The 20,839-nt window shown below is 66.0% G+C and carries 25 protein-coding genes; 16 read left to right on the top strand and 9 right to left on the bottom strand.

Annotated elements, in window-relative coordinates; translation table 11 throughout:
* Positions 1–42 precede the first annotated feature (42 nt).
* The 3 genes from MWU77_RS17975 to MWU77_RS17965 all read left to right on the top strand — a co-directional run bounded on the left by MWU77_RS17975 (position 43) and on the right by MWU77_RS17965 (position 2,203).
* Positions 43–969: an NADP-dependent oxidoreductase gene (locus tag MWU77_RS17975; protein WP_247274395.1), complete on the top strand. Its 927-nt coding sequence runs from the start codon at positions 43–45 to the stop codon at positions 967–969.
* Positions 970–1,039: 70 nt separating this feature from the next.
* Positions 1,040–1,366 (top strand): hypothetical protein, encoded by a 327-nt coding sequence (locus MWU77_RS17970; RefSeq protein WP_169689844.1) that lies wholly within the window; start codon positions 1,040–1,042, stop codon positions 1,364–1,366.
* A gap of 126 nt (positions 1,367–1,492) precedes the next feature.
* Positions 1,493–2,203 carry an HNH endonuclease family protein gene (locus tag MWU77_RS17965; RefSeq protein ID WP_247274394.1) on the top strand — a complete coding sequence of 237 codons (711 nt, stop codon included), beginning with the start codon at positions 1,493–1,495 and terminating at the stop codon, positions 2,201–2,203.
* Between the two features lie 3 nt (positions 2,204–2,206).
* Here the strand turns inward: MWU77_RS17965 and MWU77_RS17960 are convergent, their stop codons facing one another.
* Positions 2,207–2,992 carry an enoyl-CoA hydratase/isomerase family protein gene (locus MWU77_RS17960; RefSeq protein WP_169689843.1) on the bottom strand — a complete coding sequence of 262 codons (786 nt, stop codon included), beginning with the start codon at positions 2,990–2,992 and terminating at the stop codon, positions 2,207–2,209.
* A 69-nt stretch (positions 2,993–3,061) separates the two neighbouring features.
* On the opposite strand from MWU77_RS17960, the gene MWU77_RS17955 reads away from it, so the two are divergent.
* Positions 3,062–3,883 (top strand): shikimate 5-dehydrogenase, encoded by an 822-nt coding sequence (locus MWU77_RS17955; RefSeq protein ID WP_247274393.1) that lies wholly within the window; start codon positions 3,062–3,064, stop codon positions 3,881–3,883.
* Positions 3,884–3,934: 51 nt separating this feature from the next.
* Here the strand turns inward: MWU77_RS17955 and MWU77_RS17950 are convergent, their stop codons facing one another.
* Together MWU77_RS17950 and MWU77_RS17945 are read right to left on the bottom strand one after the other, a co-directional pair.
* Entirely contained in the window at positions 3,935–4,792 is an 858-nt protein-coding gene (locus tag MWU77_RS17950; protein WP_247274392.1) for a DUF5995 family protein, read from the bottom strand.
* A gap of 67 nt (positions 4,793–4,859) precedes the next feature.
* Positions 4,860–5,693 (bottom strand): sulfurtransferase, encoded by an 834-nt coding sequence (locus MWU77_RS17945; RefSeq protein ID WP_247274391.1) that lies wholly within the window; start codon positions 5,691–5,693, stop codon positions 4,860–4,862.
* A 131-nt stretch (positions 5,694–5,824) separates the two neighbouring features.
* Between MWU77_RS17945 and MWU77_RS17940 the strand changes: the two genes are divergently transcribed.
* Entirely contained in the window at positions 5,825–6,289 is a 465-nt protein-coding gene (locus MWU77_RS17940; RefSeq protein ID WP_247274390.1) for a thioesterase family protein, read from the top strand.
* A gap of 27 nt (positions 6,290–6,316) precedes the next feature.
* Here the strand turns inward: MWU77_RS17940 and MWU77_RS17935 are convergent, their stop codons facing one another.
* Positions 6,317–6,784, bottom strand: a complete 468-nt coding sequence (locus MWU77_RS17935; RefSeq protein WP_169689838.1) for an Lrp/AsnC family transcriptional regulator — start codon at positions 6,782–6,784, stop codon at positions 6,317–6,319.
* A 168-nt stretch (positions 6,785–6,952) separates the two neighbouring features.
* On the opposite strand from MWU77_RS17935, the gene pdhA reads away from it, so the two are divergent.
* The 4 genes from pdhA to MWU77_RS17915 are packed head-to-tail and all read left to right on the top strand — an operon-like array spanning position 6,953 to position 11,520.
* Positions 6,953–8,065, top strand: coding sequence for a pyruvate dehydrogenase (acetyl-transferring) E1 component subunit alpha (gene pdhA, locus MWU77_RS17930; protein ID WP_247274389.1), 1,113 nt, complete (start codon positions 6,953–6,955; stop codon positions 8,063–8,065).
* On the top strand, positions 8,062–9,045 hold the full coding sequence (locus MWU77_RS17925; RefSeq protein ID WP_169689836.1) for an alpha-ketoacid dehydrogenase subunit beta: 984 nt from the start codon (positions 8,062–8,064) through the stop codon (positions 9,043–9,045). The genes pdhA and MWU77_RS17925 overlap by 4 nt, the downstream gene beginning before the upstream one ends.
* A gap of 14 nt (positions 9,046–9,059) precedes the next feature.
* Positions 9,060–10,346, top strand: a complete 1,287-nt coding sequence (locus tag MWU77_RS17920) for a dihydrolipoamide acetyltransferase family protein (protein ID WP_247274419.1) — start codon at positions 9,060–9,062, stop codon at positions 10,344–10,346.
* 40 nt (positions 10,347–10,386) lie between these two features.
* Entirely contained in the window at positions 10,387–11,520 is a 1,134-nt protein-coding gene (locus MWU77_RS17915; RefSeq protein ID WP_169689908.1) for an MFS transporter, read from the top strand.
* Between the two features lie 58 nt (positions 11,521–11,578).
* On the opposite strand, the gene MWU77_RS17910 is transcribed toward MWU77_RS17915, so the two are convergent.
* From MWU77_RS17910 to MWU77_RS17900, 3 genes are read right to left on the bottom strand one after another with little or no spacing between them, the layout of a single operon-like run.
* Positions 11,579–13,003, bottom strand: a complete 1,425-nt coding sequence (locus tag MWU77_RS17910; protein ID WP_247274388.1) for an NAD(P)(+) transhydrogenase (Re/Si-specific) subunit beta — start codon at positions 13,001–13,003, stop codon at positions 11,579–11,581.
* Positions 13,003–13,332, bottom strand: a complete 330-nt coding sequence (locus MWU77_RS17905; RefSeq protein WP_169689834.1) for an NAD(P) transhydrogenase subunit alpha — start codon at positions 13,330–13,332, stop codon at positions 13,003–13,005. The genes MWU77_RS17910 and MWU77_RS17905 overlap by 1 nt, the downstream gene beginning before the upstream one ends.
* Positions 13,333–14,460 (bottom strand): Re/Si-specific NAD(P)(+) transhydrogenase subunit alpha, encoded by a 1,128-nt coding sequence (locus MWU77_RS17900; RefSeq protein WP_169689833.1) that lies wholly within the window; start codon positions 14,458–14,460, stop codon positions 13,333–13,335.
* A gap of 257 nt (positions 14,461–14,717) precedes the next feature.
* Here MWU77_RS17900 and MWU77_RS17895 point away from each other — a divergent pair, with 257 nt between their 5' ends.
* Genes MWU77_RS17895 through MWU77_RS17870 form a run of 7 tightly spaced genes read left to right on the top strand, consistent with a single transcriptional unit; the run spans position 14,718 to position 18,256 of the window.
* Positions 14,718–15,080, top strand: coding sequence for a DUF488 domain-containing protein (locus MWU77_RS17895; protein ID WP_169689832.1), 363 nt, complete (start codon positions 14,718–14,720; stop codon positions 15,078–15,080).
* 10 nt (positions 15,081–15,090) lie between these two features.
* Positions 15,091–15,225, top strand: coding sequence for a hypothetical protein (locus MWU77_RS24770; protein WP_281499444.1), 135 nt, complete (start codon positions 15,091–15,093; stop codon positions 15,223–15,225).
* 60 nt (positions 15,226–15,285) lie between these two features.
* Positions 15,286–16,029 carry an NAD-dependent deacylase gene (locus tag MWU77_RS17890; RefSeq protein ID WP_169689831.1) on the top strand — a complete coding sequence of 248 codons (744 nt, stop codon included), beginning with the start codon at positions 15,286–15,288 and terminating at the stop codon, positions 16,027–16,029.
* Positions 16,030–16,033: 4 nt separating this feature from the next.
* A complete protein-coding gene (locus MWU77_RS17885) occupies positions 16,034–16,474 on the top strand; it encodes an HIT family protein (RefSeq protein ID WP_169689830.1) in 441 nt (146 codons plus the stop codon).
* Positions 16,475–16,512: 38 nt separating this feature from the next.
* Complete coding sequence (locus MWU77_RS17880; protein ID WP_247274418.1) at positions 16,513–17,316, top strand: maleylpyruvate isomerase family mycothiol-dependent enzyme; 804 nt, start codon at positions 16,513–16,515, stop codon at positions 17,314–17,316.
* A 3-nt stretch (positions 17,317–17,319) separates the two neighbouring features.
* Complete coding sequence (locus tag MWU77_RS17875; protein ID WP_169689828.1) at positions 17,320–17,958, top strand: Type 1 glutamine amidotransferase-like domain-containing protein; 639 nt, start codon at positions 17,320–17,322, stop codon at positions 17,956–17,958.
* A 10-nt stretch (positions 17,959–17,968) separates the two neighbouring features.
* On the top strand, positions 17,969–18,256 hold the full coding sequence (locus MWU77_RS17870; RefSeq protein ID WP_169689827.1) for a GNAT family N-acetyltransferase: 288 nt from the start codon (positions 17,969–17,971) through the stop codon (positions 18,254–18,256).
* Positions 18,257–18,267: 11 nt separating this feature from the next.
* On the opposite strand, the gene MWU77_RS17865 is transcribed toward MWU77_RS17870, so the two are convergent.
* Both MWU77_RS17865 and MWU77_RS17860 read right to left on the bottom strand, forming a co-directional pair.
* Positions 18,268–19,908 (bottom strand): ABC transporter permease, encoded by a 1,641-nt coding sequence (locus MWU77_RS17865; RefSeq protein ID WP_247274387.1) that lies wholly within the window; start codon positions 19,906–19,908, stop codon positions 18,268–18,270.
* The gene (locus MWU77_RS17860) at positions 19,905–20,831 is read right to left on the bottom strand and encodes an ABC transporter ATP-binding protein (RefSeq protein WP_247274386.1); all 927 of its coding nucleotides are present in this window, start codon (positions 20,829–20,831) and stop codon (positions 19,905–19,907) included. Before MWU77_RS17860 ends, MWU77_RS17865 begins: the two co-directional genes overlap by 4 nt.
* Positions 20,832–20,839: the final 8 nt, after the last annotated feature.

The raw sequence follows: 20,839 nt of genomic DNA, 5'->3' as shown, positions 1-20,839 counted from the left end.
GGTGCCAGCCCTCGTCGACATCCGAAGTGGCAGGCTGTGACCATGGCGCTTGCGTACGGTTTCTCGGAATACGGCGGACCAGATACCCAGCAGGTCTTCGACCTGGAAGTACCTCGGCCCGGACCTGGTCAGCTCGTCGTCGCCGTTCACGCCGCTGGAGTGAATCCGGCCGACTGGAAGGTACGGACGGGCACCCGCAAGGACACCGTTCCGGTGACATTGCCTGCCGTCCTCGGACGGGAGGTGTCGGGTGTGGTCACGGCAGTCGGCGAGAACGGCCGGGACTTCTCGGTGGGCGATGCCGTCTTCGGTTCGACCGCCAGGGGTTTCGGCGGTTATGCCGAATACACGGTGCTCAACGCGGACAGTGCCGCGCACAAGCCCGAGGTGCTCGGTTTCGCCGCGGCCGCGACCGTTCCGGTTGCGCTCGGCACAGCGCTCGACATCGTCGAGCAACTCGAGATCGTGGATGCGGACACCGTACTGGTATTGGGCGCCGGGGGCGGTGTCGGCTCGGCCGTCACCCAACTGGCCCACGCGCGGGGCGCGGCGGTACTCGGTGTCGCGAGTGCAGGCAAATCGGATCTCGTGGAGGCCAACAGCGGAATCTGGATAGAGTCCGGATCCGGCAGCGAAGAACGGATCGTCGCGGCAGGCGAGCGGGTGGGGAAAGTGACGGTGATCGTCGACCTGGTGGGCGGGGACGTCCTGGCACACGCCGCAGCTGCCTGCGGACCCGCCGTGCGCTTGGTCAGCGTCGCCGATCCGGGCCTGGGGTCCGAACTCGGGGGTTCGGGTGTCGACCGTCGCCGCACCACCGAGGTGTTCACGCGTGTCGCGACACTCGTCGAAACGGGTATCCTCGACCCGAGGATCGAGCGCACCTTCCCGCTCCGCGAAGCCGGACACGCCCTGGCGCTCGTCGAGGAAGGGCACGCGCGCGGCAAAGTGGTCGTCACCGTCCGCTGAACACTCGCCGCCGAGTACTGAACTCGAGCACGGTCTGGATCGAGGAGCGTGAGCGGAGGAGGATGTGCGTATGCCCGTCCTGATCCAGGTTCTCGAGCAGACATACAGTGCTCACACACCGTGGGAGCAGGTGAAGTACGCGTTCATCGACTGGGACCACGTCACCACATTGCGTCTCGACGGCCAGTGCGGGGTGTGGCTCGACGGGACCAAACACGGTGAGTCGCACCGACTCGCCGCGACCGCCAGTCCCGAGGATGCGATCTTCTTCCTGCTCAGGGTCTACGACCGGATCGCCGAATGCCGCCAGTCCGGTGGTTCCTGGATCGTCGGACACGACGGACGCACGGTCGCATCGATCCGCGCGACGCGTTTCCCGCTGACCACCGAGGGCTGACTTCCCAGTGCGTTCCGGCCGCGGCGTCGATGCCGCGCAGGTGGGTGCGTGCCCACGACATCACGCGCGCAAGTCCGTGGGGCGCGCAAACACGACATGTCGACGCGAACCTGTCACCATCATCCGATGCGTGGGGGAAACGCGAAGTGGTGGGTGCCGGCGGTGGTGATCGCCATGGTCGTGTCGTGGTGGTTCGACTCGTCTCCACCACCGTCGGATCCCGCTCCCGGTAGTCCTTCGCGCGCGCTGATCGACGAGTTGCTCGCCGCAGTGACGGTTGTATCCGTGCGGCCGCACCCCGGTGGATACGTGCGCGACTGTGGAGGCGAAGGTGGGTGTGTCTTCGGAGAAGCGTGGACGGACGAGCACCCCGGTCCGGGCGGGCGCGACGGCTGCGACACCCGCAACAACGTGCTCGCACGGGACCTTCGTGACGTCGTATTCCGGCCGGGCAGCGACGAGTGCGTCGTCCTCAGCGGAACACTCGACGATCCGTACACCGGCGCGCGCGTGCAGTTCCGGCGCACCCATGCGAACGCGGTGCACATCGATCACATCTATCCACTCGCGGCGGCGTGGGATCACGGCGCCGCGCAGTGGTCTGCGGAGCTTCGGCGGCAGTTCGCGAACGACATGGTGTACAACCTCATTGCCGTCGACGGCGCCACGAACATGACCAAACGCGATCACACCCCAGCGGCGTGGCTACCTCCCGCCACCGGGTACCGGTGCTGGTTTGCAGGCAAGTATCTGACAGTCGCGCTGAGGTATGGGCTACCGATCACGGTGGAGGATCACAGCGCCCTCGCCGACTCTGCCCGCACGTGCCCCCGATGACGATCAGACGGACGGCAGATTCTGTGGAATCCAGGCGGGATCACGCTTTTCCATGAACGCCCGCATTCCTTCACGGGGCTCCGGGGAAGTCTCGAGGGCGCCGAACATGGTTTGGTAGTCGAACAGTCCGTAGCGCTCGTTGAGCATGCGTTTGACCTGGGCGCGCGCGATGGGCGCCGTCTGCAACACTTCGCGGGCCGCAGTGAGGGCGGCTTCGCGCAGCTGTTCGTGCGGGACGACGCGGGAGATCACGCCGAGCCGCAGGGCCTCGGCCGCGTCGAATCTCCGGGCGGACAGGATCAGATCGCGGGCCGCTGCCAATCCGACATGTGCGGGCAGTGCCGCGGCAAAGGTTGCGTCGGGGATTCCGCGCAAGAGTTCGGGCACGCGGAAGGTGGCGCGGTCGCTGGCCACCGCGATGTCGGACATCATGGCCACGAGCAACCCACCCGCCTGGCAGATTCCGTTGACGGCGGAGATAACGGGCGCGCGGCTGTCGCGGATGGTCAGGAACGGGACGACTTCGTCACCTGAAAGCCCTTCCGGCAGTTGGTCGCCCGGCTCCGAGCGGCCGCCCAGATCGCCGCCCGGCGCGAAGACGTCGTCGACTCCGGTGATGATCAGGGCACCGAGATCGGGGTCGGTGTTGACCAGCTTGACCGCGCGCTTGAGGCCGTAGTACATCGCCGGGGTGAATGCGTTGCGTGCGGCAGGCCGGTCGATGATGCACCACCCGATCGCACCCTCGCGTTCGAATCGCAGTCCACCGGCACCCAGATCGTCTCCCATATCGCGAACATACATCATTCTTGTTTGCGAGAACAGCATTCCGGTCGGGGTGCGGGCTACCGTGTCAAGATGGCCTCGCGCATCTCCAAGGACACTCGGCTGTGCATCTCACTCTCGGGACGGCCCAGCAATATCGGCACCCGGTTCCACAACTACCTCTATGACGAACTCGGCCTCGATTTCGTGTACAAGGCATTTCGGCCCAGCGATATCGCCGATGCCGTGGCCGGAATCCGAGGACTCGGGATCCGGGGCGCGGGTGTGTCGATGCCCTTCAAGGAATCGGTGCTGCCGATGATGGATGTCCTCCACGACTCCGCCCGAGCAATCGAATCGGTCAACACGATCGTCAACGACGACGGCATCCTCCACGCTTACAACACCGACTACCAGGCCGTGGTGGACCTGCTTGCCGCACACGAGGTCGACCCCACCGTGCCGGTCGTGATCGCCGGGAGTGGCGGCATGGCCAAGGCGGTCGCGGCAGCACTTCGCCACAGCGGCTTCACCGAGGGCACCGTCGTCGCGCGCAACGAGACCAGCGGCAGGGCACTTGCTCAGAAATACGGCTACGCGTGGCGTAGCGATGCGACCGACCTCTCTGCGGGATTGCTCGTCAACGCCACTCCGATCGGAATGTCCGGCGGCGGAGCGGACTCCGAGGCGCTGCCGTTCCCCGGCAACCTGATCGCCTCGGCATCGACAGTGTTCGACGTGGTCGCCGTACCACCGGAGACCCCGCTCATCCGCGACGCCAGGGAGCACGGGATGCACACCATCACCGGAGCCGAGGTGATCGCACTCCAGGCGGCACTCCAGTTCGAGCTCTACACCGGCGTGAAGCCGACCTCCGAACAGATCCGGCGCGCATCCGAGTACTCCAGGCAGTGACATACGGCCGGCCGTATTCACCGCACCGCCGCCCTCACAGCACCGCTGTACTCACACTGTTCCGATGACCTCCAGCCCGTCCAGAACCACGCTCGCCGCGTCGACTGCAAGGTTCATCTCGGCGCGGGTCAGATCTCGGGTCGCGGGGTTCTGTAAGCCGAAGTTGTTGACCCAGGCCACCGTTCGTGCCGATTGGAACATGAACGTCGTGGTCGGAGTGTCGCCGACGAGATCCCCGACGAACCAACCGGTGAAGAACGGCTCCATATCGGTGCCGTAGACCCGCTCGAACTCGTCGGCAATGACCGGTGCCGCCGCGACGAGAGCCTCACCGAAGGTATAGAAGTCGCGGGTGTGCTGCGGTGTCGATCCGATCGCCACGAGCGCCTCGGGGAAATCGATCACAAGATGCGCCACGATCGCGCCCGTGAGCACTCGCCCCGGGCTGCGGTCGCACTGCTCGGTGAGCGCGAAGGCCGCTGCCCAGTGGGGAGCCGGTGTACCGCCGGTGACGTACGCATGGAGGTTGGCCAGGTACAGCCGCACCACCTCGACCGCCAGTTCCTCCGCCCATTCCGGATCGTCGTAGATACCTGCCGTGAGGGTCGGCTCCGCCGAAGTGAGGATCTCGTCGAACGCGAGGACGAATGTTCCACGGTAATCGTCGCTGCGCGTGAGCACCTCGCGCAGTGCACCGATGCGAGCCTGCGCGTCGGCGAAGGTCTCGATCCCGGCCGGATCGGTGAGCGTGGCCAGCTCGGACGAGGGCTCGATGCCTGCGCACGCCGCCAGGGCGGGTGTTCCCTGGCCGCCAGGTGCGGCAGCGGCAACAGGCGCGCATACGACGGCACCGAACAGAGCCGCCGCGACCAACGGGAACGCTACACGTCCAGGAATTTTGAATGTCACCCTCGGTAACATACGCAGTCGCTCCCCCGCCGAACCACTCCCGGTGCATTCTTGCCGTCCCGCTGCGTCATCCGGTCGCGATCTCCCGGCGCGCATCACCCGACCACTGCGACCACGATCCGGGGAACAGGGACGCATCGATACCCACGATCGCCAGCGCTGCGATCTCGTGCGCCGCGGTGACCCCCGAGCCGCAGTACACAGCCACATCGCCGGTCACACCCAACTCCGCGAACCGGGCCGCCAGCTGATCCGCGGGCCGGAAGGTGCCGTCCTCACGGAGATTTCCGCCGGTCGGCGCGTTGATCGCACCGGGAATGTGCCCCGCACGCGAGTCCACCGGTTCCTCGTCGCCGAAATAGCGCTCCGCGCTACGGGCGTCAAGGAGTACGCCGTGCGACGGAAACTCTGCGACCTCGTCGATGTCGACCGTCGGCATGTGTCCTGCGCTGAGAGTGACCGACCCCGGCCTGTGTTCCGCCCCGGGGCCGGCCGCGACAGGATGACCTCCTGCGATCCACGCGGGAAGCCCGCCGTCGAGCAGGCGGACGTCCGCCAGACCGGCCCATTCGAGCAGCCACCACGCGCGCGCCGCCGCCATTCCGCCGGTTGCGTCGTAGGCGACCACCGCGGAGCCGTCGGAGATCCCCCACCCGCGGGCTTCCGCTTGCAGGCGCTCGATGTCGGGCAGGGGATGACGGCCCAGTTCGACGGAGGGCGGATCGGCGAGCTCGGCGTCGAGATCGACGAACACGGCACCCGGAATGTGGCCTTCGCGGTACTTCTCCCGACCGTGCCGGTCGCCGAGCATCCAGCGCACATCCAACAGGATCGGTGGCACGCCGGCATCGATACAATCCGCGAGTTCGGCAGCGGAGATGAGCACGTTTCTGTGGGCCATACCGAATAGTGACACGTGGACGCGCATGAACGCGCCACAGTAGTGCCCGATTCATCCCTTTTCGGTGTCGGTTCTGCAATGTGAGCACTGTTGATGGGATTTTGCTGTCCGGATAGCACTATCGTCGAGGCGTGACCAACCGCCAGCCGACGACACCCACAGCCGAACCGGGGCAATTCCCGGTACTGTGGCCGGTTCAGACCCGCTGGGCCGACAACGATCACTACGGCCACGTCGACAACGTGACCTACTATTCGTATTTCGACTCGGCAGTCAACGGCTGGCTCATGGCCACCACCGGCGTGGACATCCGCGAACTCGACGCGATCGGCGTTGTCGCCGAAACTTCGTGCCGCTATCTCGCAGAACTGTCGTTCCCCGATCGCCTTCAAGTGGGCCTCTCGGTAGAGGGGCTCGGCCGCCGATCGGTGACCTACTCACTCGCCATTTTCCGCGAGGAGGACGACGGCACGCTCGTTGCTGCCGCCACCGGACGCTTCACACACGTGTACGTCGACATGAACACCCGGCGCCCCGTCCCGATCCCCGAGCAGATCCGGAAAGCCGTCCACAAACTCGTCACCCGCTCGGCCTGAGCCGCACATACGGTCGGTTGCCGACCGTCACCGAGGGATCATCCCGAGAAGCGGCACAGTGCGCTGGCGAACGAGTTCACGCATCACCAGCGACATGTTGGTGCGCTCCACACCGGGAATCTCGAGAATCTGCCCGGCAAGCCGGTACAGATCGTCTGTGTCGCGAGCGACGATCTTGACCGACAGATCGATCGGACCCGCAAGCCCGTAGACCTCGACGACCTCGGGAATCCCCTCCAGCGCATCGACCACCTCTGCGAGACGATGCTGGTCCACCGTGGTCGCCACGTACGCCGCAAGCGGGTAGCCGAGCACCACCGGATCGACTCTCCGCTCGAACGACGCCAGCAACCCTTCCTCATCCCAGCGCGCGAGGCGTGCCTGCACGGTGTTGCGGGACAACCCCAGTCGCTGAGCCAATTCGACACCCGTGGCCCTGGGCGTGCGGGCCAGCTCGATCAGCAGACGGGCGTCGGTCGCGTCCACATTGGTCATCCTTCACAGTGTGCCACCGTTCGACCGACGATCTCTGTGCTTCTTGCACAACCAGGCCGCGTTCGATTGCGCACTTTCACCGAACGTGGATCATGTGAGGTACAGCACAATACAAGCCCGGTTCGTCCCACAAGGACCTCCGGGCCTGCACCGACGAGGTGATCGACGATGGTTGCATCCCCGACCTATCCGGTCCAGCTCATCCAGCCCGATGGCCGGCGCGTCCACAACCCCGAATACTCCGCGTTGGTCGCCGACGTCGATGCCGCGCGCCTGCGCGAGATCTATCGCGATCTCGTCGTCGTCCGCCGACTCGACACCGAAGCCACCGCGCTCCAGCGACAGGGCGAGCTCGGGCTCTGGGCCCCGCTGACCGGCCAAGAGGCCGCACAAGTGGGATCCGCCCATGCGCTGCGGCCCGACGACTACATTCTCACCAGCTACCGTGAGCACGGAGTCGCCTGGTGTCGCGGAGTCGACCCCGCCGACATGACCCGGATGTGGCGCGGCTGCGCCCACTCCGGCTGGGATCCGGCCACCGTGAACATGACGAACCCCGCGATCGTGGTGGGTTCGCAGGGGCTGCATGCCACCGGCTACGCGATGGGCGCCAAGCTCGACGGCGCAGACATCGCGACCGTCGTCTATTTCGGGGACGGCGCCACCAGCCAGGGCGACGTGTCGGAGGCGCTGGGCTTCGCTGTGAGCTGGGGGGTCGGGGTCGTCTTCTTCTGCCAGAACAACCACTGGGCGATCAGTGCCCCCACTCAGGTCCAGACACCGGTTCCGCTCGCGCAACGCGCCGCCGGATTCGGGATGCCTGCCGTGCAGGTCGACGGCAACGATGTGCTCGCGGTCCTCGCAGTCACTCGACGTGCCGCGCAGCACACACGTGACGGAGCCGGACCGTTCTTCGTCGAGGCCCTGACCTACCGGATGGGGCCGCACACCACCTCGGACGACCCCAGCCGCTACCGCACCGACGCCGACCTCGACGAATGGCGAGCTCGCGACCCGATCGAACGGGTCCGAAAGTTGCTCGAACGGGAGGGCCTCGCCGACGACGCGTTCCTCGCCGACGTGAAGGACACCTCCGACACCGCTGCAACGCGCCTGCGCACCGGCACTCTCGCCCTGCCCGATCCGGAACCGCTGAGCATGTTCGACCACGTGTACGCCACCGAGCATCCCCTGATCGAACGCGAACGCGCCGACTACGCCGGCTATCTCACGAGCTTCGAGACGCCGAAATTCGATATCCCGGAGGAGGCCGCACGATGACCACCACGACGATGACACTCGGCGCAGCGCTCAATGCCGGTCTGCGACGGGCCCTCGAACACGATCGCAAGGTCGTGATCATGGGCGAGGACGTAGGCAAGCTCGGCGGTGTCTTCCGCATCACCGACACACTGCAGAAGGATTTCGGGGACGGCCGGGTGATCGATACCCCACTGGCCGAGTCCGGAATCGTCGGTACCGCGTTCGGGATGGCACTGCGCGGCTACCGGCCGGTGTGTGAAATCCAATTCGACGGGTTCGTCTACCCGGCGTTCGACCAGATCGTCTCCCAGGTCGCGAAGATCCACTACCGGACAGCGGGTGCCGTCCGAGCCCCTCTGACGATCCGTATCCCGTATGGCGGGGGGATCGGCGCGGTCGAGCACCATTCGGAATCGCCCGAGGTGTATTTCACGCACACCGCGGGCCTACGGGTGGTGTCCCCCAGCAACCCCGCCGACGCGTTCGCGATGATCCAGCAGTCCATCGCCCTCGATGACCCGGTGATTTTCCTCGAACCGAAGCACCGCTATTGGGAACGCGGCTCCGTCGACGTCGACGCGCAACCGGACCTGCCGCTCGATCGGGCCCGTATCGTCCGATCCGGGACCGATGCCACCCTCGTGACCTTCGGCGCACTCGTGACGACGGCCCTCCACTCCGCGGATATCGCTGACGGCGAGGGGCATTCGATCGAGGTCATCGACCTGCGGTCGCTCTCCCCCATCGATTTCGACACGATCGAGGAATCGGTGCGCCGCACGGGCCGACTCGTCGTCGTGCAGGAGGCGCCTGTGTTCTGTGGGGTGGGGGCCGAGATCGCTGCGCATATCGGTGAACGTTGCTTCTATCAGCTGGAGGCTCCGGTACTTCGGGTGGGCGGATTCGACATTCCGTATCCCCCTGCAAAGCTCGAATCCCACCATCGCCCCGACCCCGACCGGATACTCGACGCCGTCGACCGCAGTCTCGCGGCGTGACGAATGGAGGACCGATGGTCGACACCGTCAAGGAATTCCGGTTGCCCGATCTGGGTGAGGGCCTGACCGACGCGGATCTTGTCGCGTGGAAGGTGCAGGTAGGCGACCACCTCGAGCTCAACCAGGTAATCGCCGAGGTGGAGACGGCGAAGGCTGCGGTGGAGTTGCCGTCCCCGTACGCCGGCACCGTCGCCGAACTGCTCGCTTCCCCCGGCGACACCGTGCCGGTGGGGGCGACGTTGCTGCGGATCACGGTGTCCGGCAGCGGTGGCTCCGATACCGACACCCCCGCCGCGAAGCCTGATCAGCACGAAACCGAGCAGCGACCGCAGGTTCTCGTCGGTTACGGCCCCGGTGACGCCCCGGTCAGCAGACGTGCCTCTCGGAAGGCATTGTCCGGGAACGACTCCGACGAAGAGGCGAGCACCAGCAGCACTGTCGCGCTTCGGCCCGACGCGAAGCCCGGCGCCCGACGGGAGGCGAAGGACCTCGGCGTCGACCTCGCTACCGTCGAGGGCACAGGTCCCGGTGGGGTGATCACCCGCGCCGATGTGCGGCGCCGCGCCGACCGGGGTCTTCCGCAGGCATCCGGTACCGACGACGACACGCGCGTGTCCATCCGCGGGATACGCAAGCGCAGCGCCGCGGCCGTCACACGCAGTGCCTTCACGGCTCCCCATGCGACGGTGTTCCTGACGTGCGATGCCACGCATACTGTCGAACTGGTGACGCGGCTGCGGTCGTCACCTCCGTTCGACGGCACGCACCTGACATCGCTGTCGATCGTCGCGGCCGCCCTGATGCGTGCCGTCGCCGACGAGCCGTCGCTGAATTCGTCGTGGGACGAGGAAGCCCAGGAGATCGTCGTTCACCACCGTGTTCATCTGGGTGTCGCGACCGCCACCGACGAAGGCCTGAAGGTACCGGTGGTGCGCGATGCGCACGCGATGCGTCTACCCGAGTTGGCCGACGCGATCGCTTCGGCCTCGGGCGGCGCGCGCTCGGGTGAGTCCACGCCTGTCGATCTGACGGGGTCGACGATCTCGATCACCAACGTGGGTGTGTTCGGGATCGACGCAGGCACCCCCATCCTCAATCCCGGGGAGGCCGCGATCCTGGCAGTCGGAGCGATCACCGACCGACCCTGGGTGGTCGACGGCGCTCTTGCGGTGCGGAAGGTCGTGACGTTGTCGCTCGCGTTCGATCACCGGCTGGTCGACGGTGAACAGGCCGGGCGCGCGCTTGCCGCGGTAGGCGCCATCCTGAGGGATCCGGTACCGACTCTCATCGCGAGACCCTGACAGCCCGCCTCACAGAATCCCGCTAGCGTGGAGCCACGTGATCGATGCTGCCCTCACACGCGCCCGCGCCGCAGTGTTCACCGTCTTCGGTATCAACGGCTTCCTCCTCGCGATGTGGGTCGTCCATATCCCGGTGGTTCAGCAGCGAGTAGGTGTCGGTCACGCCGCGCTCGGAACCCTGCTGCTTGCCCTCGCGGTCGGCGCCCTGATGGGTATGCAGGCGACCGGGTACCTCGCCGACCGGTTCGGCAGCAATCGCACCACCGTGCTGTTCGCGGCAATTCTCGCTGTCGCGGTGATCGGGCCCGGCCTCGCCACCGCGCCGTGGCAGCTTGCCGTCGCCCTGGTCGTATTCGGCTTCGCGAATGGTGCGCTCGATGTGTCGATGAACTCTCAGGCCGTACTCGTGGAGAGGCGCTACCACCGCCCGATCATGGCCGCGTTCCACGGGCTGTTCTCGATGGGCGGGATCGCCGGGTCGCTGGTGGGTGCAGCGACACTCGCCGTGGGAATCGACCCGCCGGTGACGTTGGCGGCGGCCGGAGCAGTCGGTCTCGCCGCGATCCTGTGGTCGGCCCCTCGTCTCGTGCCAAGTGAGCCGACACCGCACGTACCCGCGGAGAGCAGCGCGGGTGGGTCCTCGATGCGGGTGATCTTGCTCGGCGGCGTCGCGTTCGGCCTGATGCTCAGCGAGGGCGTCGCCAACGACTGGAGTGCACTCCAGGTCAAGGAGCATCTGGGCGCCTCGGATTCCGTGGCGGCGCTGGCCTTCGGTGCGTTCTCCGCGACGATGACGCTGGGCCGGTTCGTCGCCGACCGGGTGAGCGCGCGGATCGGCGGCGTCGCCGTGGTCCGGTTCGGCACTCTCGCGGCTGCGGCGGGCATGGCTCTGGTGATGACGTCGCCGGGGGTGCCGACGACCCTCGTCGGGTGGGCGTTGTTCGGGCTCGGCCTGTCGGGGGCGGTCCCTCAGATCTTCACCGCCGCGGGCAACATCGCGACCGGCACTCCGGGCAAGAACATGTCGCGGGTCGTCGGTCTGGGCTACATCGGGTTTCTTGCCGGTCCGGCTGCGATCGGCTGGATCTCGGAGGTGTCGTCGTTGACGGTGGCGATGGTGGTGCCGTTGGTGTGTGTCCTCGTCGCTGCGGCGCTCGCTCCGGCTCTCAAATGAAAAGTGTGGATCCGAGCCGGATTTCCCGGGCTCGGATCCACACCTTCGGGTCAGTGTTCTAGAGAGCCTTCAGCTCTTCCGTCACCTCTCCGACCATCTTCTTGGCATCCCCGAACAGCATCGACGTCTGATCCAGCGTGAACAGCGGATTCTCGATGCCCGCATAACCGGAGCTCATCGACCGCTTCATCACGATCACCGAACGGGACTGATCCACATTGAGGATCGGCATACCGTAGATCGGAGACGACGAATCCAAGCGTGCCGCAGGGTTGGTCACGTCGTTCGCGCCGATGACGATGGTGACATCGGTACGGCCGAACTCGCCGTTGATGTCGTCCATTTCCTTCATCGCGTCGTACTCGACGTCGGCTTCGGCGAGCAACACGTTCATATGACCGGGCATCCGACCGGCAACCGGGTGGATCGCGTACTTGACCTCGACGCCGCGCTCTTCGAGCAGCGCCGCCATCTCCTTGACCGCGTGCTGCGCCTGCGCGACCGCCAGACCGTAACCGGGGACGACGATGACCTGATTTGCATAGGCCATCTGGATCGCGGCATCGGAGGCAGAGGTCGCCTTGACGGTGCCACCACCGGGGCCTACCGCCGCGCCGCCCTCGTCGCCGCCACCGAACGCGCCGAACACGATCGCCGGGATGGAGCGGTTCATGGCCTTGGCCATGAGGTTGGTCAAGATGGTGCCGGACGCGCCGACGATCATGCCTGCGACGATCATCGCCTGGTTGTTCAGCGCCAGGCCGGCCGCGGCAGCGGACAGACCCGTCAGAGCGTTGAGCAGCGAGATCACGACGGGCATGTCGGCCCCACCGATCGGCAGCACGACGAACAGACCCATCAGGCCCGCGATGACGAGCAGCAGCACGATCCACCACGACGCGAGCGGCTCACCGTCGGCGCTGATACCGATGTACACGGCGACCGCGATGGACGCGATCACGAGCACGATGTTGGCGAGCTGGAACAGCTTCGCCGCGGAGACCAGCTTCTTCTCGAGGTTCTTGTTCAGCAGCTCCTGCAGTTTGGCGAACGCGACGAGCGAGCCCCAGAAGGAGATCGAGCCGATGATCGCGGCGAAGAGCGAGCCGACGATCATGGTGACGGTCGGAATGTCGTCGAGGGTGGTGAAGCTCGAGGACTCGAGGTACTCGGCCCACGCGATCAGCGCGACGGTGCCACCGCCGACGCCGTTGAACAGCGCAACCAGCTGCGGCATCGCCGTCATCTTGGTCTTGAGAGCCGGCGGCACACCGAGGATGACACCGACGGCCAGACCGCCGATGATCAGACCCCAGTTCTCGGTCTCACGAATGTCGATGAGCACCGCGATGACCGCGACACCCATACCGACTGCGGCGATGTAGTTGCCGCGCACTGCGGTCTTCGGTCCGGTCAGGCCCGACAGACCGTAGATGAACATCGCGAACGCGACGATGTACAGGACTGAAACGAGGTAACTCATCAGGCGTCAGCCCCCTTCTCGGCAGCCTGCGGGGCCTGCTTGCGCTGTTTGAACATCCCGAGCATGCGGTCGGTGACGACGAAGCCGCCGACCACGTTCAGGGTGCCGAAGACAAGGGCGACGAACAGGATGATCTTGATTCCCCAGTGGGCGTCGCCGGGCAGGTGCCCGAGGACCACCAGGGCGCCGAGCACGACGATGCCGTGAATGGCGTTGGTACCGGACATCAGCGGCGTGTGCAGCGTGTTCGGGACCTTGGAGATGACGGCGAATCCGACGAATCCGGCAAGGACCAGAATCGCGATGTTCGCGAGCAGTTCGTTGTACATCTAGACGTTCTCCTTCGACCGCGTCACGCATGCACCCGAAAGGATCTCGTCCGAGAAATCGGGGGCGAGCGCGCCGCTCTCGTCGAGCAACAGCTCGATCAGCGCGGACACGTTCTTCGAATAGAGCTCGGACGCGTGCTCGGGCATCGTCGCGGGCAGGTTCAGCGGCGAGCAGATCGTCACGTCGTGCTTGACGACGGTCTGTCCGGGCTCGGTGAGCTCACAGTTGCCACCGGTCTCGCCGGCGAGGTCGACGATGACCGAACCGGGCTTCATGCCCTCGACGGCAGCGGCGGTCACCAGTCGCGGCGCGGGGCGACCCGGCACCAGAGCGGTGGTGATGACGACGTCGAAGCCCTTGATGGCATTCTCGAGCGCCTGCTGCTGCTGGGCGCGTTCCTCGTCGGTGAGCTCGCGGGCGTATCCACCCTCGCCTGCGGCATCGATGCCGAGATCGAGCCACTGCGCTCCGACGGAGCGCACCTGGTCGGCAACCTCGGGCCGCACGTCGTATCCGGTGGTGCGGCCACCGAGACGCTTCGCGGTGGCGAGAGCCTGCAGGCCCGCAACGCCCACGCCGAGCACCAGCACGGTCGCCGGCTTCACAGTGCCTGCAGCGGTGGTCAGCATCGGGAAGAAACGCGTCGATTCCGATGCGGCGACGAGCACCGACTTGTAACCCGACACGTTGCCCTGCGACGACAGCGCGTCCATCACCTGTGCACGCGAGATACGCGGGATGGCCTCGACTGCGTACGCCTCGACCCCAGCGGTGGTCAGTGCACCGATCTGGTTCTCCGCGTTGCGCGGAGCGAGGAAGCCGATGAGTTTCTGTCCCGACTTCAACCGGGCCACCTCGGCATCCGACGGCGGTGCGACCTTGACGACGATGTCGGCCGACCACGCGTCACCGATCGTGGCGCCCGCTTCCTTGTATGCACCGTCCGGGATCAGTGCGTTCTGACCGGCCCCGGGCTCGACGATGACGTCGAATCCCTTCGAAACGAGCGAGGGCACTACCTTCGGCACCAGCGCGACCCGCCGCTCGCCGTCGTTCGTCTCACGAACGACACCGACGGCCGGGCGGCGGCGGTCCCCGCTCTCCGTGTTCGATCCTTCGCTACTCAATATTCTCTAACTCCTGCGTCGAATGAAATTGCCGCGCGCGGCGCCGCGATCGGCGGCGAATGGCGTGTCTGTCGGCCATGTAACGGCCCTACACGTGTGTTGTAAGCCTTGCCAGACCTACCGCGCCCACAGGCGGGCCGCAACTGGCCCGGACTGTCTGAATCGAGTCCGAACAGTAAGAAAATGCAAGAATGTGAGGCACCTCACTTCACAGGCGCACCTTCGCATCTGTGAGAAGTCGACTCCGGGAGGTACACATGTCGCGACGTGAAGTCAGTGTCGAGCGGGTCTACGACCACCCTGGCGCCGAGGATTCCGTGCGTGTCCTCGTGGACCGGTTGTGGCCCCGAGGACTTCGCAAGGATGCTTTCCATTACGACGACTGGGCGAAGGAACTTGCACCCTCGACGGATCTGCGGAAGTGGTACTCGCACGACACAGCGTTGTTCGCAGAGTTCCGCGAGCGGTACATCGACGAGTTGATGTCGCCCGACGGTCGCGCCGCGATCGAGCGGCTCGACACGCTTGCCGACGGACGCCCCCTCGTACTTCTCACCGCCACCCGCGACGTCGAGCACAGCGGCGCGGAGGTCCTTGCCGAGCACCTGCGCGAGGAGTAATACGAAGCGAATGAGCGATGATCTCGGCGGCGACCCGGTGTGCTGGCTCGACCGCGTCTGCCCGGAATGCGGCCTGTTCCTCGACGACCCGGATGCGCCGTGCCCGCGCTGTGGACACGAGTGGGACAACTCCCCCACAACCTGATCCCGACCGCTACGGTCCGAAGACAGTCCCTACGAGAAGGCAATCCCTACGAGAAGACACATGGCCGTCCCTACTGCGATCTACGACCTCGCGTTTCCCGCGCGGCGCATCGCCGTGCTCACCGGCGCCGGGATGTCCGCCGAGAGCGGAGTGCCGACATTCCGCGATGCGCAGACCGGATTGTGGGAGAAATTCGACCCCGCGGCGCTCGCAACACCCGAAGCATGGAACGACGACCCTTCCCTTGTGTGGGCCTGGTACCAGTGGCGCGTCGAATTGGTGCGGCGAGTGCAGCCGAACGCCGGTCACCTGGCACTTTCCGACTGGGGACGCGCGACGGATATGCAGATCACGACGCAGAACGTCGACGATCTGCACGAGCGTGCAGGCAGCGCGGTCCTCGCACACCTGCACGGCAGTCTGTTCGAGCCGCGCTGCGCCGACTGCGGCAGCGCAGCCGAAGTCCCCGAACCGCCCGCGGCACCCGTCGAACGACTCGAGCCGCCGGTGTGCGCGGACTGCAGCGGACTGGTCCGTCCCGGCGTCGTGTGGTTCGGGGAGATGTTGCCCGAGCAGCCGTGGGAGGCAGCGACGGCGTCCCTGCGCGAGGCAGATCTTCTGCTGGTCGTGGGTACGTCCGGGGTGGTGTATCCGGCGGCGGGCCTGCCGTCGCTCGCACGACGCCACGGAGTTCCGGTGGTGGAGATCAATCCTGACGACACCGACCTGTCGGATCAGGCCGACCATGTGTGGCGCACGACCGCCGCGGTAGGGCTGCCGGAACTGGTGTCGGCGATACAGTGAGCAGGTGGACTCCTGCGTGTTCTGCGACATAGCCGGAGGTGCCGCGCCCGCCGCGCTCGTCTACCAGGACGACCATGTGGTCGCGTTCCTCGACATCCGGCCCCTGGCGCGCGGGCATCTGCTGGTGGTGCCGCGCACCCATTCCGAACGGCTCGAGGACCTCGACCCCGTGTACGCGGCGTCGATGTTCCAGGCGGGCCAGCGCATGGCCCGCGCACTCACCCGATCCGATCTCGCCACCGACGGGGCCAACCTGGTGGTCAACGACGGTCGCGCCGCATTCCAGACCGTATTCCACATGCACCTGCACGTCATTCCCCGATGGAACGGCGACCGCTTCCGTCTCGGTGTCGGCGTCCTCCGCCGCAAACACCGCAACCCTGAATCCACCGCTGCGGCCATCCGCGTCGGCCTCGACCGTCTTTCGAAAGAGGAGAATCTGTGACCACCCCGACCGGCAGTTCCGAAACCAGCGAATTCTCCATCGACGTCATCCGGCCGTTACTTCTCGAGCAGTTCGAGGTTCTCGACACGTTGCTCTCCGGCATCGACGGAGATGCCTGGTTCACCCCCACCGAACTGCCCGGATGGACAGTCAAGGACATCGCCGCGCACCTGATCGGAACCGAATCTCTGCTCGCCGGGATCGCCGCACCTCATGTCGACATCGACGTGCACACACTGGGCCATGTCCACAACGAAATCGCGGCGTTCAACGAGCTGTGGGTCGAGCATCTTCGCCGTGTCCCAGGACCAGAGGTACTCGCCCGCTACCGCGACATCGTCGCGCAGCGACGCGAGAGTCTGAATGCGATGACCCAGACCGACTTCGACGCCCCGGCCGACACCCCGGTCGGTCCGGCAACCTATGGCCGGTTCATGCGTATCAGGGTGTTCGACTGCTGGCTACACGAACTGGACATTCACGACGCGCTGGGTACCGTCGGCAGCGAAGGTGGTGCCCGAGCTCAACTCGGGTCCGCCGAGATCTTCGGTGCGATGCCGTTCGTCGTGGGCAAGCGTGGCAAGGCTCCCGAAGGTTCGCGGATCACGATCGAACTCACGGGGCCTCTCGCCCGTACAATCCATCTCGAGGTGGCAGGACGTGCGAATGTCGTTACGTCGCTGTCGGGGCCCGCGACGAGCACGATCACGATGGAATCTGCGTTGTTCGTGCGGCTCGCAGGTGGGCGTGTCAGCGGCGTCGACAAACTCGGTGAGGTGGTTCTCGGTGGAGACACCGAGGTAGGAGGCCGTATCGTCGAGAATCTCGCGTTCACGATCTGACCGATGCGCCTGTTCCTGTCGTCCTACCGGTTCGGGTCCGATCCTGCGCGTCTGCTGGCGGTGACGCGCGGGCCCGGGCCCATCGCCGTAATCGCCAATGCCGGTGACGCATGGCCCGCTCGCGCGCGGGAGTCGAGTGTGACCAGCGAGTTCGGTCCGCTGCGGGGCCTCGGATACGAGCCGGAGGAAGTCGATCTCCGCGATCATCCTGCGGATCCGGATGGACTTCGAGCGCGGCTCGCCGCCTTCTCTTCGGTGTGGGTGCGCGGAGGTAACACTTTTGTGCTGCGCGCCCAGCTCGCCCGGAGTGGCGGCGACGCGGTGCTCACCGACCTGGTCGGATCCGGCGCCCTCGCGTACGGGGGCTACAGCGCCGGAGCCTGCATCGCGACTCCCACGCTGCGGGGGCTCGAGTTCTCGGATGATCCAGCGGAGGTCGTCGAGATCGGGGCAGGCCCGGTGCTGTGGGACGGGCTCGGCTGGATCGATCACTCGGTCGTTCCCCATGCGGGAGATTCGCTGCTGGGCGACGACGGCGTGGGCCGCACTCTGGAATATCTTCGCCGCGAGTCCATCCCATTCGTGGCGCTGCGCGACGACGACGCACTGGTGATCGAGACCGACGGTCCGACCCGGATGTAAAGTCGTGAGCATGTCGAACAACACTGAGACCGCCGTCCGCATCGAACACCTGCCCGAGCAGTCGCGGTTCGCACTGTTCATCGGTGACGATCTCGCAGCTTATGCCGACTACAGCGAGGCCGACGGACTACGCGACTTCGACCACACGGTCACCGAAGCGGACTTCCGTGGCCGCGGGCTCGCCGGGCAGGTCGTGCAGTACGCCCTCGACACGACCCGCCAGCAGGGCCTGAAGATCGGCACATCCTGCTCGTACGTCGAGAAGTTCGTCTCCGAGCATCCCGAGTACCGGAACTGACGGCGTCGTCCTCACACTGTCACATCGCGGCGGCGGAAGCCCACGACTGCCGCCGCGACCAACACCACCGTCGCCGCACCGAGTATGAGCATCGGTGCAACACTTGCACTTTCGTATGGTACGAGCGGTATATGAGAGAACGGCGAGAGGTCGCGCAGCCACTGCGACAGATTCAGCAGTTCACCGAACCACGCCACGAACACCGCATAGACGACGAGAACCCAGGCCAGGTTTGCCAGTCTCGGGACGAGCCCGACCAGCGCTAGCGACACCGAGAAGACGAACAATACCGCGGGCGCGTACGCCAGTGCAGCACCACACATCCGGATGATCCAGTCGGCCTCACCGGTCGCGATGGACATACCCAGACCGGTGGCAGCACCCGTGACGACCGATGCGACGACCACCTGCGCCACGATGACCGCGACGATCCACAGGAACGATCGCGTACGCGGTGTCCCGGTGACGATCACCAGTCCGATTCGGCCGGCATCCTCGTCTGCGTGGATACGCATGACCGCTGAGACGGCGAACGCCGCGATTCCCACAACGAGGAACAGCAGCATCGTCGCACCGAACGAGGCGGTGAGCGATTGTGTGTCACCACCGAGGAATTCGCCGATGTCGGGGACGCTGTCGACCATGTCCTGGATCGAATCGGCGAGAGTGCCCATCGCCAGTCCGAGGAGTGCAAGGGCTGCCGTCCACGCCACGAACGTCCCGCGCAGCAGCCGCCATGCCGGTCCGGGCGGAGTGAGCAGCGACGCCGAGGCTTCGGCGGGCCCCGGCTTCGGAGCACGCAACCCGGCGCCGATGTCCCGGCGCCGCGAGAGCGCAACAGCGAATACGAGCAGTGCACCGATCGCCACCACCGACAGCAGCAGCGGCCACCACCGCTCGTCGACGTAGAGGCGGGTCTGTTGCGCCCATGCGATCGGCGACAGCCACGACACCCAGGACCCTGTGGGTTCGAGAATGTCGCCGAACCCGCGTACGAGGAAGGCCACCGCGAGGACCGCGAGTGCGGTGCCCGACGCTGTCCGCGAATGCTCACTGAACTGCGCCGTCACGGCAGCCACCGCGCCGAACAGCAGGCCTGTGACAGCGGTGGCCACACCGAACAGCACCGATCCCGTGACAGGGAGGCCTCCCGCAAGCAGCGCGAGAGTGACTCCGGCACCGACGATCGAGTCTGCGACAGCGACGGCGAGCAGAGCCGCCGCGGGGGGTGCGAACGGGCCCACCGGGAGCGCACGGAGCAGTTCGAGTCGCCCGGCTTCCTCTTCGGCACGCGTGTGCCGCACCACGAGCAGAATGTTCATGATTGCGACGGCAACGATGAGCGTCAAGCTCAGTTCGTTGGCGGTCATCGCGCCCAGAGTGTAGTTGTCGGCTCCGTACGCCGGACCGGTCATCAGCACCGCGGCGGGGTTTTCGAGCAGTGCCGCGCGGGCCTGCCTGGCCGCCTCGTCCGGATAGGCCGCGATGAGACTTTCGACGGTCACGTACACGGTGAATGCGAGTGCGAGGGTCCACACCGTGATGCGAACACGATCCAGCCGGAGGTAGAGCCGGAGCAGATCGCCGATTCCACTGAATCGATGCGCACTTCGGGTATCGAGGTCGGCATCGGGAGCAACTATGGCGGTCATCGGGTCGTCACCCCCTCTTCTTCGGGTGCATTCGTAGGGGTATCGCCGTAATGACGCAGGAAGAGTTCCTCGAGTGACGGCGGGGTGATCGTCAGATTCGCGATGTCGAGCTCTGCGAGTGCGCGCAGTACGGGGGCGACCGCAGCATTGTCGACGTCGAAGGCGAGATGACCGTCGTCGTAGGTCAGGTCGTGCACGCCGGTGAGCGATGCGAACCCACCCGGGAGCGTGGGCACGGTGGCTCGCACCGCGGAGCGGGTCAGGTGCCGCAACTGCGCGAGAGTCCCTGTCTCCACGTCTTTTCCGGAGCGGATGATCGTCACGGTGTCGCAGAGTTTCTCGACCTCGGCGAGAATGTGACTCGACAGCAGCACCGTTCGTCCGGCGTCACGCAATGCGCGCACCTCGTCGGTGAACACGGCCTCCATCAGTGGGTCGAGTCCGGACGTGGGCTCGTCGAACAGGTACAGTTCGACGTCCGACGCCAACGCCGCGACGAGTGCGACCTTCTGCCGGTTACCTTTCGAATAGGTGCGAGCCTTCTTGGTGGGGTCGAGTTCGAATCGCTCGAGAAGTTCGGCTCGGCGGGAAGGGCTGTCACCGCCACGGATACGAGTCAGCAGATCGATGATCTCGCCGCCGGTGAGCGCAGGCCACAAATTGGTGTCACCCGGAACATACGCGATGCGACGGTGGATCTCGACCGCATCGGTCCACGGATCGAGCCCGAGGACACGTGCCGAACCGGAGTCGGCACGCAGCATGCCGAGGAGCACGCGGATCGCCGTTGACTTTCCGGCCCCATTGGGGCCGAGAAACCCCGCCACTGTTGCAGTTCCGACTTCGATCGAGAAGCCGTCGAGGGCACGGGTGGTGCCGAACGTCTTGACGAGGTCGACGGTTTCGATGGCCGGTGTATCCATGATGCAAC

It is taken from the genome of Rhodococcus sp. F64268 (assembly GCF_023015605.1).
Taxonomy (GTDB): Bacteria; Actinomycetota; Actinomycetes; order Mycobacteriales; family Mycobacteriaceae; genus Rhodococcus.
The sequence above is the reverse complement of the archived record's forward strand: the minus strand, read 5'-3'. Positions and strand labels throughout refer to the sequence as shown.